Here is a 15731-nt window from a genome sequence, read left to right as displayed (position 1 = left end):
TTTATCCTCTTTCTCTGTTAGAGAAAATCAACTCTACACCGCGAGCTTTCCATCGCCCTGCACGATGCCTGGCGCCACGGCATTTGCAATCTGCCACATCCATTCGGACGTGAGACGCAAGGCCGTTGCCTCGTGAACCACAAAATGCCCCACACGGCCATCGACCAATCGGCTGCCATCCATCAGCTTTGTGCATTTTGTGGCATATATCTGCCCTGCCTCGCGATAAAGTTCTTCGCGCTCAAGACGCAATTGCGGCGTCCGGCGAACGGGCACCAGACCATCGCCATGGTGCTGATAGAAAACATCAAGCTCCGGGCGCACGCTGACCGTGCTGTCCAGGTCAAAAACCGTCAGCACATCCACAGCCATATCAATTTCAGCTCCTTGACGAAACGGCGATTCGATCATCAGGGTTACAACGTAATCGAAAGGCTCAGACGTTTGGGTCACGCGCTGCAGGGTATCAAGCACCGTTTCCTCAATCCGAGTATTTAGACCCGCCAGGGATGGGTCGCGGGTAAGGCCGACGACCTTGTCCTTAAAATAACGCGTCTCGACATGGGCCAAAACCGCCTTATCTGGCGACGTCACCACAATCTGAGACAGATTAGAGGCGGCAAGCGCGGCATCAATGGTCCATTCGATCAACGGCTTGCCGCCAAGCATCTCCATTTCCACTGATTCCGGGTCCACGGACCTGCCACGAACCGGAATCACACATAGCACCCTTCGATTTTTGGCTTGCGCCTGCGCCCGCTTGGCAAAAATTTTTGAGCGAGTCTTTAACAGACGTCCCTCATTTCGAGTCAGATTATTGCCGTGCTGCCGATAGTAAAAGAGCGGGAGGTTAATGTTCCGAACCTCGAAATGCTCAATGAAGCGCAGCCAAATGTCTACGCCGTCCTGGCATGTGAAGGCCTCATCATAGCCACCGATCACGTCGAGGCAGGATTTCCGGATCATCGTGCACGCACCATGAGCGGGCTGGTCCAAAAGCCCTACTTCCTCGAAATCATGGCGGCGCACTTGCTCCATAAGCTCGCCATCTTCATCAACATGGTAGTAATCGGAAAAGACAAGTCCGATATTTGGCTCCCGATCAAGTACACCCGCCATGGTTACCAAGGCTTCGGGTGCGATAAAGTCGTCCGCATCCAGGCGCATCAGGTAATCCCCGCGCGCCAGCCGGTACGCAATGTTGTTCGTAACGTTCAGCCCCTTCTGGTCCTGAAACACCAACCGAACCTTGGGGTGATCCCTATAGGCCTCAAGGATGGCATGCGAACCATCGCTGGACCCATCATCGATAATGATCAGTTCCCAGTCATCCGTCATTTGGGAAAGCACACTATCCACTGCCTTCGCAACGTAACGTTCGTAATTATGATTCGTGATGTAAACGGTGATTTTTGGCTTGATTTCCGTCATCAGAAATCTGGGCCGTCTGTTGTAACCTGCAAAGACATTTTCTGCATTTCGATGCCTATTTCATACCGCCTGAAGAAACCGGGCGCCGGTTCCAGCGCATAGCCGTCTCAACCGTGATTGGTTTTGCTTTTTGCCGGACGCTTGCATTGCCCTCAAGGCGTTCCGGATATTGCACAAAATAATCAACGATGTCGTCCAGCCGATAGGTAACGGCCTTACCAATCTTTGCCATATGTTCAAGCAGGCCTGTAATCACGCCAAGATCTTCTGGCGTATCAAGGGTCAGACGCCAGTCATGTATGTGACAATCTGGCAACGGCAGGCTGGCGCACCGAAAATGCGATTTGTTATCGGTGATGTAATTTGTCAGATATTCCGTGCCCGAACTGTCTTTGGCTGCCTCTAAAAGTTCCCGCAGCAACGCCCCATCAAAAACTTCAACCTCTGTGCCAGACGGCAGGCCCTTAAGGTCAGTGTATTCGGCATTGGCAGCCAGGTGGTGCTGCACGCCACGTTCCACATAATCCGGGTCCACCAGGATGTCATCCCCGGTCACCCGCAACACAACATCAACCGCCTCAACGCCCATTGCCCCAACCATTCGCGACAGCACATCGTCGCTTGGACCACGGTAAACATCGATCCCGGCATGTTTGGCCAGCGCACAAAGCGCGTCGTCCTCTTTGTCTGTCGTTGTGCAAAAGACGATGCGATCAACAATAGTGCATTGCTTAAGACGCTCAAACAAATGTGCCAATGCCGGCCGCTCAGCAATTTCAAGCAAGGCTTTTCCTGGCAGTCTGGATGATTTTGAACGTGCGACCGGCAGGGCCCATACCACCGTTTCAAGCATTGTGCGCGATAGGCGAACATCCTTGGGGATATCTTCCTTAAGACGCCGCCCGGCAAGATGCTCGCGCGGCAGGGGATTGCCCGGCGCATCCTCCACCCGCTTCATAACCAGGTCTTCTGCCGCGATGACGGCCCCGGCCTTTAAATCGCGAGCGGCGACCCAATGCTTCTTAACGGCATGGCGGTAAGCAAGTTCGGCTTCCGACATCGTGCTTGGACGCCCCCCAAGCGCTGCTTCGCAATGGCGGACATCGTTCACAAAGTTCTGGAATTCTTCTGGCTCCAATGAAGAAAAATAATCCACGCCTCTGGCATCGCGGTCAAAGGTCACATGTTTTTCAATCACCGAAGCCCCCAACCCCATCGCAAACAACGGCAAAGAGCGTGCGAACGGATCGTCCCCGGCAATATGGTCGGCATAGCCAAGGTCACAGCTGTCACCAAAAACTTCATGCAGCCATGCCAACCGTGCCAGACAACAATCTTCGATGCGGGTTGGGTAGGCTTGAAAGCCATGCAGCAGAACGGGTCGCTTGCCCGCCTTCAACATGCGCTCAACGGCATGCACAATTTCCCGAATGGTCGCACCACCGGCAGAAAGAAACACGCGCCCCGGCGCCTCAGCAACGGCGTCCAGCAATGGATTGTTTGACAAATCAGATGCATGCAACTTGAAACCATCGGCGCCGTACCGGGCCGCAATCGAAAGCGCCTCAATCCCGAACACATCGCAATAGACCCGAACGTTGCAGGCCTTGGCACGCGGCAGCAAATCGGCCCAGGCTTCCGGCGCAAAAGACTGCTTCTTGAAATGTTCAAAACGGGAATGGTCCGGGGTCAACAACTCATCGGCAAAATAGATCTGGAATTTTACCGCATCCGCCCCGGCTTTCGAAAACGTGGCCGCCATTTTTGCAGCCGTTTCCGGATTGCCCTGATGCGCGTTGGCAATCTCGGCTATAATTTCGAAGTTTTTCAAGTGATACATTGGAAAAATATTTGACTATGAATTTACTGCGTCTACTCTGCCCGAGACTGCTTACAAATCACTCGCCGAAGAACAGCTATCTCAGGCCCGCTCCAACGCGAAATCAACGCCTCATCGTCGAGCAGCGTTTCGTAATTCTGGGGCCACGGGTATTCCTTAAACACGGACCGAAGTTTCCGCATTGGATCGATCTTTTCTTCCCTGTTGATGCAGACAAAAACCCCACCGTCAACCAGGGCCTCGTCAATCTTCAAAAAATAATCGTTAACTATCGGAGGATCGAGCTCTTGAAACGAAGCTACGTTCACAACAGCGCCAAAAAGCCCGTCCGGCTTTTCCTCTGGTGTGCAAAAACGAACACGGGGCCGATCAATGGCTTCGCCAGGCAATGCTATGGACAACTGAGGGAAAAGATGGCGCAAAATCAAAAATCCGATTGGCATGGTTTCCGGAAGGTCTATTACGCAATATTGTGCGGATGGATGTCTATTTAATACCAGCGCCGCGACGAGGCATCCACCTGCGCCAATCTCCAGGATTGATCCGGATGGGGCGTATCGTTCGATGGTCTGCATGACATCGTAAGCTTTCGCCAAATCGTACATGGGAAATAGCTTGACCAATCGATCATCGAGTTGGCTTTTAATTCGTTGCTGATACGCCTCAACCAACGGATGTTTACACCAAAACCTCGGGTCATCAGGTGAACACCACGCCCGAATCCTTGCAATCGGCCCTGGGCTTTTATTGCGATCGAACCAGTGTATTTTTTTGAGACTAGGGTACAAACCGTTCACCGTTACGGTGCCATCTTGATTGCGCTCATACAAGAGTTCGTTACGTCTATCCTGCCAATAGGCTGACGTTTCTCCGGCTCCTCGTTGAAGCAAAAGTTTTTTTATGCGGCTCCATGTTTCGTCCGTACAGGGTATGGAAATGCTCATAAGGGATAGACCAATAATTTCACCGCATCCGCTACGACTTTAGAAAACGAAGCCGCTATTTTAGTTGCCGTTTCTAGCTTGCCCTGATCTGTGTTGGCAATCTGGGTGATAACTTCAAATTGCATGAACGACTCGGTCAAAAATGCAATTGTGGCCATCCTTGGAGGTCATCGAAAACCCTGATTCCAGAAGGTCCTTGTTCATCCTATCCATACCTTTGTTCACCTCCACCAATACAGACTTAAGTTCGGGCTTCTGCAATAAAGCATGCGCTCCCAGGATCACTTTTTGCTCTATGCCGTCTACATCAATCTTTATGTGTGTCGGCGTGGGTAGCCCGAATACATCACTCAGACAGTCCAGCCGGGCCGCAAGTATGGTTTCAATTCCAGCTGGCTTAAATTCATTTCCGTCTTGGTCAAAATTTTCACCAAATTGATGACCGGAAGAGCCTGCATTTATATTTCTGAGAAAAAATTTACCCAAAGCTTCCTTATCAGATGCCGCCACTGGAATTACGGAAATACGATCACCAATATTATTTTTCCGAATGTTTGCTTGTAGCACCTCAATATTTTCGCGCATCGGTTCAAATGCCATGACCCTCGCTCCCTTTTCCAGAGCCGCATAAAGTGAATAAATGCCAATATTTGCTCCGATATCCCACAGCACATCGGTCTCTTTCAGCCGATCAAGCCATTTGATCGTCTCGGGTTCCTTGGTGTAAAGGCGCTGCACACGGGAACGCACCTGCGGATGGTCGCAAACCACTGACATTGTGACGCCTGACGGCAGTTTGACTGTCTCTATGTGTCGCAGATGCTCACGCAAACGGGCGCGAAGACTCCATTGTTGAGATTCTGGAAAAAGCGAAAGTGCAAAAGCATGTAATGCAGCGAATCCACGATACAGACTTACGTCCAAGGTGCTAATCCTTAAAAAATATAAATGGGTACTTCAAAATAATTCGTAATCAAAAATAAAACCACAACAATCGCCGCCGCCCCGTTTCGATCTTGCCGGCAAAATGCAGCGTACGCGTATCAAGAAGTACAAGATCACCTGCTTTTCCAGTGATCGGAACCGCGGCACCCTGCGGGTTCATCTCTGTGCAAATGTCCGGCCCAAAATTATCATCGGGAAGATAGGACAGATCCGCCGGTGACGGTCCGACATGYGTCTTGTTCCACTTCTTAAGCCGRTAGACRTCRAYCKCSGACCAYTGCGGRCGCCAGGTTCCCGGGTAAACCATMAGAGGSCCGTTWGCCAAACTCACATCATCCAGTAAAAAAATGGCTTTTAACTGATGGTGCCACTGRTCCACRTGGCAGRCCCCGCCRAAAGGCCTCTCCGCACAACCCAAAACGAAGTCCGGGTTGTCATGACCATCATAGGTGGCGGAATATTGAACGGATGGCCAGTGCAGCCGTCCATGCAGACAAACCGACAATGCCGCAATTTTGAGATGGCGCCGGAAATAATCCATTTCCGGATGGCGGCTTTCCATGTGGCGCAGACGGAGCGACCCAGGCGCCTCGGCAATCAAATAGGCATCACCCCTCAGATCATCGATTCCCTCCGCCGACTTGTCACATACGGCTTGTAAAAATAAAACTTCTTCAGGCTTCAGATAGCCTGGAACAACGGCGTAGCCATTTTTCCGTATGGAACAGATGGTGCTGCGCCAGGCCTTGGAACGAAAACTAAACTCAAACAATCTCAGGCGAAAATTGCGGCCCAAGGCATGGACTATCAGGGACAGCACAAGCCAAGGGTCACGTTTAAACGCTGCTATCCTTCTACCCATGGCCTTCCTGCAAACATTTACCACCTCTGTCATTCATCCGGCTTGTCATCTCCAATCGGCTGCCRRGCATAGGTTTCACGAAACGTGCAACGGCGACACGCACTTACCGTCTCACCTTCGCCGGAAACATGTTTCCTGCGCACATGGGTAATGTCGTCGCCATGCCAGATCTCCTGCAAGCTGCGAACGACCGGGTCTGGCGCATTCATTTTTTCCGGCATGACGGCACCGGCCATCTTTTCAAACCCTTTCGCGCCCTCGGCAATTTTTTCGAGGACTTTCGTGTATTCACGCTCACCAGTTTCAATTGCCTTGGCATCGACATAGCCAACCGGATACTGACTTCCCCAGTCGTAACAGCACATGCTGACACGCCCGTCATAGGTCACCAAAAGCCGCTGGAACGGCTGTTCACATGGAAGCCGACCCGTTGAAACGTAAAGCCTACCATGCAGATCGCGGCGGACCGGCGCATCGTCGGGAAGCTTGAGGCGCGCAATTTCATTAGACAGACGCTCCCGGGTTTCCGCGTCCAGCTCGCTGATCTTACCCCCACGCTCGGTGTAAGCCTTGACCGAAACATGATCCACGCTGTCTTCAAACAGACCGAAGAAAGCCTCCCTTTCTGGAAAGGTCTCTTCGGTCAAGACCATCTGAATGCGCGTGCGAGGAAAAACAGCCCCCATCTCTGAACGAATTTCATCAAAGCGGCGGATGTTTGCATAGACGTCATCAAAGCGGTTTGCCTTGAAACGACCCGGGCGCATCTGTTCGTAGGTTTCCTTGCTGCCGCCATCAAAGGAATAGATCATCATGTCGAGGCCGGCGTCGATTAACTCCCGTGATTTTTTTTCATCAAGCGTCGTGGCATTCGTGTTGATAATCACCTCAAGAATTCCGGCACGTTTGGCAAGGTCGATCATTTCCGGCAATTTTGGATGAAGCAGTGGCTCGCCGCGCCAGTTGAGCTTCATTGATGGCACGCCAAGCTCGGCACATTGATCGACGATGCGGCGAAACAGATTAAAATCGACAATTTTATCCGGCGTTACAATCCACTGCCGAAAACAGAACGGACAGGCAAGGTCGCATACGGCCGCACTTTCGACATCGACACAGAGGGGGGGATAATCGAGGGCGGCGAATTCCTGACCCCATCGTTTTTCCGCCACCGCGCGTGCAGGAAGACCGCGCCAGCTTTCACGATACCAGCGAAAACGATCCTGAAAACGGCGAAGGATTGCGCCATCCGCATCGCCGCCATTGTTTGCCACGGCATAGCGATAAGCCTTGTTGTTTGCCATATTGGCAACGCCAAACGTGATCCGTTCTGCTTCCAGATCCCCTTTTCCCTCAATGACGTAACTTCGCGATTCCGACACCGATGACGAACCCTTGTCCATACTTTCCATTACGGCAAAATACTCAACAACGTTTCGGGATCCGGGCGCGTGCGCAAAATATCCGGTCCAATCTGATCAAGGCGTGTGATGCCGCACATCGCCATGGCGGTGCGAAATTCCTCGGCAAACAGCTCAAACATACGTTGAACGCCATCTGCCCCATCGACGGCCAGGCCATAAACGCTTGGACGCCCGGACGCGACAATGTCTGCCCCCAGCGCCAGGGCTTTCAAAACATCCGAGCCCGTACGAATCCCGCCATCGAAGACGATTGTCGCCTTCTTGCCAACGGCGGCCCGAATTTCCGGCAAAACATCCAGGGACGCCATGCCTGAATCAAGCACCCTGCCGCCGTGATTGCTGACCCACAGAATATCCGCACCGTGCTCCAGCGCCAGGGTGGCATCTTCTGCGCAGACAATCCCCTTTACGATGATCGGAACATCTATTTTCTCCTTAAACCAAGCGATGTAATCCCAGGTCGCGCGCGCGCCAAGCGCGTGGTTTGGTGGTGACGCGTTCGTCCGACGCCCGAATTTCCGCGCATCATACCGGCTCTCCCGATCGCGGTAGCGAAGGGTCCGGACGGGCGCGTCACCGCAAAGACAAAGGGCCTTTACCTTCGCCGCCTTTGCACGCGCCACCTCATCTTCAAGCCAGGAATCCGGCCCCTGAAAATAGACCTGGTAAATCATGGCCGCTTTCGGCGCCGCTTCCCGAATTTCTTCGATCCGCAAACGCGACATGGCGCTGATTGTCATGATGGTGGACGCCGCATGTCCTCCCTGGACAAGGGCAATCTCGCCATCCTGGTGGTATTGGGTCATTCCACCTAAAGGGGCCCCGATTAGCGGCATAGGAAGCTGCTTGCCAAGAAACCGCCGCCCCATTGCAATCTTTGTGACATCACGAAGAATACGCTGTTTCAGGAAATAGCGTCGATACGCCTCGGTATTTGCATCAAGAGTCCATTCCCGTTCCGTGCCGCCTTCCAGCCAGTCCCATGCCTGGGGCGACACCAGGGAGCGGGCGCGCTCTCGCGCCTCGCGCAACGTCGCAATTGGCGGCGCAACATTGATTGCCTTTTCTCCGGAATTTCGACTGTCTTTTTTCATACGCGAACGTCCTTAGCCTGGCGCTTGATTGCACCCACGAGTTTCAGCAGCCCCATTGCCATCGTCGGCGTACAGCCCGGACCAATTTCTCCGGTCAGAAAAGCACGCATCTGGGCCATAAACCCCGGGCGATACCTTGCGTCTTCGATCAGTCGCTCCATCACATGGGGCGAATATTGCCGAACCTGACAATCGGCACGGCGTTCAACAATGTCATAGCCTTGATAGACCGTAAGAATTTCCGTCGGCGTCAGACACCACTGCGTTCCATCGTCAAACTTGCAGCGAATGCCAACACGACTCGGGTCATTTGCGTTGTTGAAGAATGCCACAGGGATCCCCGCCTTGGTTTCAAGCAGCCCATTGTAGCCATTGAAGAAAACGCCATCATATTCTTCCGGGTAACGCGTCATATGCACCACTGAAAGATCACCAAAAAGGTGGGCAGCGACGTCAATCAGATGGCAGCCCGAATGTTCCATCGAGAAAGCCAGCGCCTCTTTTCCATGACGCCGGACGAGCCCTGAAATTTCTTCCGAGATCGTAATCTCTGCCGCCCGCAACCCCCCACGCGCCAGTCTTTCAGAAAGCCGGGCAACAATTTTATAATAACGCCGGTTATAACCCACCAATTTCCCGGCCAGATTATCCGAATGGCGGGCAAGTGCCGCCCCAAGGATCGCCTCGTCCAGCGCAATGGGTTTTTCAATCAACACCGGCTTTTGTACTGAAAGCCCCCAATCCAGCCATTCCGCCTGATCTTTCCATGAAAGACACAGGATGATCGCATCAACATCGCTGCGCGTTCCCATCGCAGCTGGGTCCGGCTCGAATTCACAATCCGGATAGGCTGCCTGAAAGGTCGTCCAGCGTGGCGATTGCATTTTTCGCGTACTTGCCGCAACGACCTTGGCCCCCAGCGCTTCTGCGACCGCCGCATGGTCCAGTGCGACAGAACCGGCCCCGATAATTCCTAGCCTGATGTTACCCCTATGCATGCTGCCCGCCACGCATCCTCAACATGCAATCCGTTCCCGTATGGCCGCGCAATTTTCCACCTCTGCGTAATGCTCCCGAAACATTGCCAGCCTAGACGCTGTATCCGTCATAGGCGGAAGCTTGAAAACGGGATCCGTCACCTCAAAACAGAAATCATGATATTTGGTCGCCAGCGTACCATCGTGGCAAGATCGAACATAGATATCGGTCACATCGCCACTCCGGACTTTTTCTAAATAAGATGCCGTAACCGGCCAATACAGGACCGCCACCCGCCCCACGGCAAGGCAATCCAGGACACCTCCAGAGAACAACGACACCACAAGATCTGCTTGTTGTGCCCAATAGGCCAAAGGCCCATCAATGAGTGTGTACCGCGAGCGATCAATCGAACCAAGCAGGCGCTGCAAGGCCGCCGAGGTTTGCCGGGGGTGCGGCTTGATCAGAAGGTGCATGCCGGAATCAAGAAGCGGCGCCATCATGTTGCGTGCCGTTTCATGAAAATCCAGTCCCGTCCATACAATGGAATTATCATTTTTAAGGATAACAAGAACCAGCTTGCGCTCATTCGGCAAATGAGAGTCCCCAAGCGTGGCATGCTGGATCGCCTCAAGCCGCGCCAACCAGCGCACCGTGAATGCGGGCGGCGTAACCGCAAGGATATGCGCATCTGAAATTTTCTTCCAGGCATCCGCCTGCGCAGGCGTATTGGCCAAGGCAATATCACAAGTCATTAATTGTTGGTGCGGGATTTCATGATCCGCCACTGGAGGGAACCCAATAACCGGAACGCCATGCGCGCGCGCCGCCTTTATTAATTCCGCCTCCCCCGTGCCATCCGCCCATTCCTCGGAACGAAGCCCAACAAACAGCCCCGCACAATTCCTAAAACACCGATCCAGGACCCTCGCCCTTCCGCGCGCACGCCATTTTGACAACACGACCAACGACTTTGGGCTGAAATAGAGCGCCCCAATGCGGGCCACTGCAACACGGGGACTGGCCCGCAGGCGATCAAGAAATCTGGCGATTGCAGATGGGATTGGCTCCATATCCGCGTAACGACGTGGCCAACGCTTTAAAATATGGCGCAGATATTTCATTGCGTAAGACGAACGGTCATTCCGGTCCACGGGCGTAAAATCAAACACCTCCACACGGCTACCCCCCTCAATCAGTTCGTCAATCAGGGGAAGAACCCATTCCAGATCAACGCGGCTGGAATCAGAAAGCGCGACAACGATCAATGGCTTTGCCACCGCAATCTTCCTTCAGCCCTGAAACGTACGGGTTGAAAATGGCTTTGTGTTCCTGGCTTTGTGACTGAGCGAGAAAAACCAGTCATCAAGCTCCGATGACGTCGTCAGCATTGGCATGCCTCTCGTCAAAGCATCGCAATGCGAAAGCTGCCCGCCAGGGTCGTAAAAGGCCCCCGGGCAGCCTTGCTGTGTTGCAATTAGAGATGGTGAAGTAAAAGGCATCGACATTACCGCATCTGCAATCGTTATTGCCCGCGATGCGCCAATGCCCGCATCCAGAATGACAACATTCGTATCCATTTCCAATCGCTCGATATATCTCTGATAAGCTGGCGCATTAAAACGGTTCTTTTTCCTCTTGGCTTTCAGGACAACGGTCCAGCCGTGCCGCTTGGCGCTTTGAACAATGTCGTCGATAAAACGGGTCCAGGTTTCTGCCGTGTAATAAGCATTATGGAACCCCCGCGAGGCCTTGAAATAAGAACGATATGGCGTGACATCGAACAACATCACCACCGGACCATGAATCGATGGAAGCGGAGACCCGTCATCATAAAAATCAAAAGGAATATCACTGACCCTTATGGTCTTTGGCGGCAGGCCATAGGCAACCAACGCATCGCGCGATTCCTTATCCAGACAAATCATCTCAGGCCAGGACATGGTCGATAAGGCAAGCGTCCGCGCCGGCGAAATAGTGGGGTTTGGCGTGAACGTTATAAAATTCCCGGAATAGAACGCGTTCACAACAGAAGCGCCTCGCGCCTCGGCGTCATATGTCCACAACGGCCGAACCAGACTATTCCCGGCGTGAAACAAATAGCGCTGCGCCAGAGCGTCGGTGGGAAGCAGTTGGAAATAGGCAAGTTTCACGGCATCCAGCAGCAAAATCGCGTGCCACCACCTTCCCAGAAGCGTCCACGCAACCCCCCCCACAGCCAACTTTATTGCCGTGCGTATAAATTTCCGGTGGCGGGCGGCATCCAACGGCGGAAAGTTCTCTGCCACCATCACGCCCGTTTTGCCATACCATTGCGGCGCATCAACCCCGCGGTTCTCGGCAACGAATGCGAAGTCTTTCTCAATCCCGTAATAGGCTTGATACCAGCTGTAAAGATTGCGTCTTTCTTCCCGTCCAGACGGGTCCGGCAGGTTTCCGGCATTTGCGCCAATAAACACATGATATTTAACGGCAGGCGGAACAACTTGCTGGCCCCGTCGCCTTGACAAAGTCAGCAGACGGACGGCGCGAAGCCCGGCAACCAAGGCATCGAGAACGACAAGGGCAAAACGCAGCTGCGATTTTGCGGAAACAGAAAGGCCCTGCCTGCGAAGATGTTCCCGCCAGCGTTTTGGGATTGCCATCACCAGTGGCGTGCCCGGAGCGACGAGATGCTTGCCCACTTCGACAAGCAAAAAACTGAAATTCATGGTCAAACAACGTTGTTGCAGACAGGTCATTCCTGCGTTGCGATATTTTTCAGGCAAGAAGCTTAAGACTCCCTCAGGCACCGGCGGCCCGGCATCCTCAAGCAAGCCGGCCAGACGATGATTTTCCAGATCGAGGCTGGCATGCAGAATGGCCCTGTGCGTGCGCAATTGCCTCCGCATCTGCGCCCTTGCACGCCGGCCCCACCAATCGGAAATAAAATTACGCATCATTCCCTGCAGCTAAACCTGCACTGGAATGCGCAAACGTAAAAGCGTTTGCCAATAGGCGCGTTCGGACGGGGTAAGCTCATCCTCATGCCTGTGGAAGCGCAGCCCGCCATTTTGAAGCGTCAAAAAACCCATTGGATAATCACCATGAGCCAATCGTCGCAAGCGAAAGGCAGGCACATCAATTCGGAGATCATAGGACCATGCGTCATCTTCCGTAATTTCCGCCAAAGCACCTGCCACATGGCCGATGTTGCGCCTGTTTCCATCCGCATCCTGCACGCGCCAAAGCACACGATAAGGCGCATGCGGCCAGCCTTTTCCAGCTTTCGACAAGGCATCGGACAAATTTTCCACAAGGGTTCCAAAAGGTGGCGTTGTCCGGGAATGTTCCTCTCGCCAGGAACGCTCGTAACGCGCCTGCATCGCAATGGCGAAAGTCGCAAGTTTTTCGGCACGCTCGTCTGCATCCGACAGGGAACGCGCCACAACGCGGCCGCCTTCCAACTTCAGCCAATCGCCGGGCGTCATACGAATGCCTTCAGTCGTCGGCAATTTTTCTGCGACCTCTGTCAGAAATGCCGCCTTGTCATGATGGTGCAACGCATTGATATGATAGAGATTTCCAAGATAACACAAATCGGACGCATACGGGACAACCGCTTTTGCTTTCATCGCACGCGTGACATCCAGCGCATAAGCGATCGAGCGTTCGCGTTTCGCCTGCGCACGGGTAATGACCTGTTCTGCCGGCATGTCGCAGAAAGCCGGGTAAATCCCCGTGAGAATCGTAATCGCGAACAACAAATCAATGTCAAATTTCTGGCCCAGACGTTCGGCCTCATCGATGGAAACAACGCTGTCCGTCTGAAGCAGTAGGGTTGACTGGTCTGCTTCAAGGATCAGCGCCGAATCGTGATCACCCTGATCGTTAATCTGCATATGCGCGCGCACACCTTCAGCAAGATCCACCACGTCCTCGTGCTGCATCACATGGACATTGGCAAATCCTGACTTTTTCACAGCTTTTTCGAAGTAAGGCATGCCAAAATCAGGAATCAAGACCTTCGCCTTTTCTTTGGTTATCTGAGGCAGGCGCGCAACACATTCACGTTGGAAATGATCTTCATGGGCATGGGAAAAGTAAATGACGTCCACATCATGAAAATCCTCCGGCACGGCCTTCGCCGGAGGGTAAACCCACAAATTCCCCCCCCATGAGGGCCCCAATATCCATGGGTCGGTCAGTATCTTTTTCCCACCCGCCTCGATAAGAAGGCAGGCATGGGCGATGCAGGTAATTTTCATTTTTGCTCTCGCTGCTTCTGCCTTAAGGCATCTCAATTTCAACGGAACCATGATTCGCTATTCTGATGACATTGCCATCCATTTCAACGGGGCCATCAATCAGTTGTGAGAGGCGATTCAGGTAGTCCTGAAGATCGCTTGCCGTTCCCATCTGAGCAACTTTTGGAATGCGGCGAATGCAATCTTCAATCAACATATATTCTTCTTCGACCAACGCGTCTTCGGCATTCGTCGTCACACGGTTTTCGGAAAAGTTTACAACAAAATCTCCGATCACCAGGCTGTCCATACACCCTTCCATCAGATGTTCAATGGCCTGACGCGGCGATGAAATCGTAGGAATACCGTGGCGGTTAAAACTGGTGTTCAGAACAAGTGGCAACCCGGTCCGTTTCCGAAACCCATCGATCAGCCGCCAATATGCCGGGTTGTCCTCTTGCCGCACGACATGAATTCGCGATGTGCCATCCACATGGACGGCCGCCGGTATTTTCTTCCGTAAATTTTCAGGGACGGTGAATGCGATCTGCATATATGGAGAAAACACCGGTCGATCACACCATGTTTCGAAAGATTCATACAAAATTGATGGGGCATATGGCATGAACCAATCCCTGCGCTTGAGCCGCTGGTTCACGCGTTGCTTGGATTGAAGAGACCTTGGATCAGCCAGAATTGAGCGTGCGCCAAGAGACCGCGGCCCATGTTCCGCACGCCCCTGAAACCAGCCAACCACCTTGCCATCGCTCAACATCGCGGCAGCAGCTTCGGCAGGATCGTCGCTTCGCGTGTAGGCCAGGCGAAACCGGTCCAACAGCGCTTCGATCTCCGCATTCGGAAAAGACGGCCCGAGAAAAGGCGCAACCGGAGCATTGCCAGCCTTATTTGGCACCTTCTTCGTTTTTCGCTCAACGTCCTTCTTGACCTTTAGCGCGGCACCAAGAGCCAAGCCGGCATCCGACGATGCCATCGGGAAAAAACATTCCTTAAACAGGCCCGATACGGAAATTGCCTGGTTCAGGGCAACATTCTGAAACAGCCCCCCACTAAATACAATCTTCCGACAGGGCGTCCGTTTTTTTACTTCCTCTAGAAAACCTAGAAAGGCTTCTTGCAGCAACGCCTCTCCCGTGGCGGCAATGTCGTGGGGCAGATAGCCGAGCGATAGACGCAGCACGTTCGTCTCGGAAGGAACCTGAAGAAAAATCTTGTTACGATCATATTCCTGAGGGCGGATTTTGTTCAAATTTACCGGCGTACGGGCGTACCGTTTTCGATCAAAGCTTAGCCCATCGCCGTCCTTCCGGATCAATCCCCGCAATTGCTCCAGCAATTCTGGCTGAACGGTCCCATAGGAGGCCAGGCCAGACGTTTTGCCATTTTCTCCGCCGCCAAAACCACAGGCATCTGTCACAAAGGCATGATACGAACAGATATTCTGCAGCCCATGATGCTGGCCAATGACGGTCATTTCCCCATCAACAAATTCACCGAAGACCATGTCGCGCGGGTCGCCCATGTCGCCACCGCCGTCCTGGCTGACAAACGCACAGTCTTCGAAACCAGATGTGTGGATCGCAGCCGACACATGACATATGTGATGATCAACAAAGCGCACGCGCTTGCGGTACCATGCTTCGAAGGCATCAAAACTTCCTTCATACGCCTTAATGACATTGGCAAAGAACATGAACTGATTGTCCATACGCGGTGCTTCCCGCGGGGTTGGCAGCACCCATATATCCACATCGCGCGGAACAACCCCCAACTCTTTGCATCCCATCATCAGGCTGCGTTCCGGGAACTGCACGGTATATTCGTTCTTAATGCCAGTGAGCTTGTCTTCCTCATAGGCATAGATATTCTCACCCTTGATCACCGCCGCGTTCAAATCATGGCGGATCTGGGGGTCATAAGGACAAGGATAGAGAGACGCGATGATCATGGAGAAAAAACCTCGAAACCA

The 15731-nt window shown here is 53.0% G+C and carries 12 protein-coding genes; all 12 read right to left on the bottom strand.

The genetic code is table 11. The annotated features are described in order from the left end of the window. Positions 1–33: 33 nt before the first annotated feature. Positions 34–1431: a hypothetical protein gene (locus COA65_01660; protein ID PCJ61683.1), complete on the bottom strand. Its 1398-nt coding sequence runs from the start codon at positions 1429–1431 to the stop codon at positions 34–36. A 55-nt stretch (positions 1432–1486) separates the two neighbouring features. Beyond that, complete coding sequence (locus COA65_01655) at positions 1487–3271, bottom strand: hypothetical protein (GenBank protein ID PCJ61682.1); 1785 nt, start codon at positions 3269–3271, stop codon at positions 1487–1489. A 32-nt stretch (positions 3272–3303) separates the two neighbouring features. Beyond that, a complete protein-coding gene (locus tag COA65_01650; GenBank protein ID PCJ61681.1) occupies positions 3304–4215 on the bottom strand; it encodes a hypothetical protein in 912 nt (303 codons plus the stop codon). A gap of 114 nt (positions 4216–4329) precedes the next feature. Further along, complete coding sequence (locus COA65_01645; GenBank protein ID PCJ61680.1) at positions 4330–5046, bottom strand: hypothetical protein; 717 nt, start codon at positions 5044–5046, stop codon at positions 4330–4332. Between the two features lie 142 nt (positions 5047–5188). After that, positions 5189–6055: a hypothetical protein gene (locus tag COA65_01640; GenBank protein PCJ61679.1), complete on the bottom strand. Its 867-nt coding sequence runs from the start codon at positions 6053–6055 to the stop codon at positions 5189–5191. Next, positions 6052–7434, bottom strand: a complete 1383-nt coding sequence (locus COA65_01635) for a hypothetical protein (GenBank protein PCJ61678.1) — start codon at positions 7432–7434, stop codon at positions 6052–6054. The genes COA65_01640 and COA65_01635 overlap by 4 nt, the downstream gene beginning before the upstream one ends. Further along, positions 7434–8540, bottom strand: a complete 1107-nt coding sequence (locus COA65_01630) for a hypothetical protein (protein PCJ61677.1) — start codon at positions 8538–8540, stop codon at positions 7434–7436. Before COA65_01630 ends, COA65_01635 begins: the two co-directional genes overlap by 1 nt. After that, on the bottom strand, positions 8537–9538 hold the full coding sequence (locus COA65_01625; GenBank protein ID PCJ61676.1) for a hypothetical protein: 1002 nt from the start codon (positions 9536–9538) through the stop codon (positions 8537–8539). Before COA65_01625 ends, COA65_01630 begins: the two co-directional genes overlap by 4 nt. Positions 9539–9556: 18 nt before the next feature. Further along, on the bottom strand, positions 9557–10798 hold the full coding sequence (locus COA65_01620; protein ID PCJ61675.1) for a hypothetical protein: 1242 nt from the start codon (positions 10796–10798) through the stop codon (positions 9557–9559). Positions 10799–10810: 12 nt separating this feature from the next. Continuing rightward, positions 10811–12460: a hypothetical protein gene (locus tag COA65_01615; protein PCJ61674.1), complete on the bottom strand. Its 1650-nt coding sequence runs from the start codon at positions 12458–12460 to the stop codon at positions 10811–10813. A 9-nt stretch (positions 12461–12469) separates the two neighbouring features. Further along, positions 12470–13816 (bottom strand): hypothetical protein, encoded by a 1347-nt coding sequence (locus tag COA65_01610; GenBank protein PCJ61673.1) that lies wholly within the window; start codon positions 13814–13816, stop codon positions 12470–12472. Further along, a complete protein-coding gene (locus COA65_01605; protein ID PCJ61672.1) occupies positions 13788–15710 on the bottom strand; it encodes a hypothetical protein in 1923 nt (640 codons plus the stop codon). The genes COA65_01610 and COA65_01605 overlap by 29 nt, the downstream gene beginning before the upstream one ends. Between the last annotated feature and the right edge of the window lie 21 nt (positions 15711–15731).

It is taken from the genome of Rhodospirillaceae bacterium (assembly GCA_002746255.1).
In the GTDB taxonomy this organism is placed as follows: domain Bacteria; phylum Pseudomonadota; class Alphaproteobacteria.
Note: the sequence above shows the minus strand (reverse complement) of the source record. Positions and strands in the feature narration are given on the sequence as shown.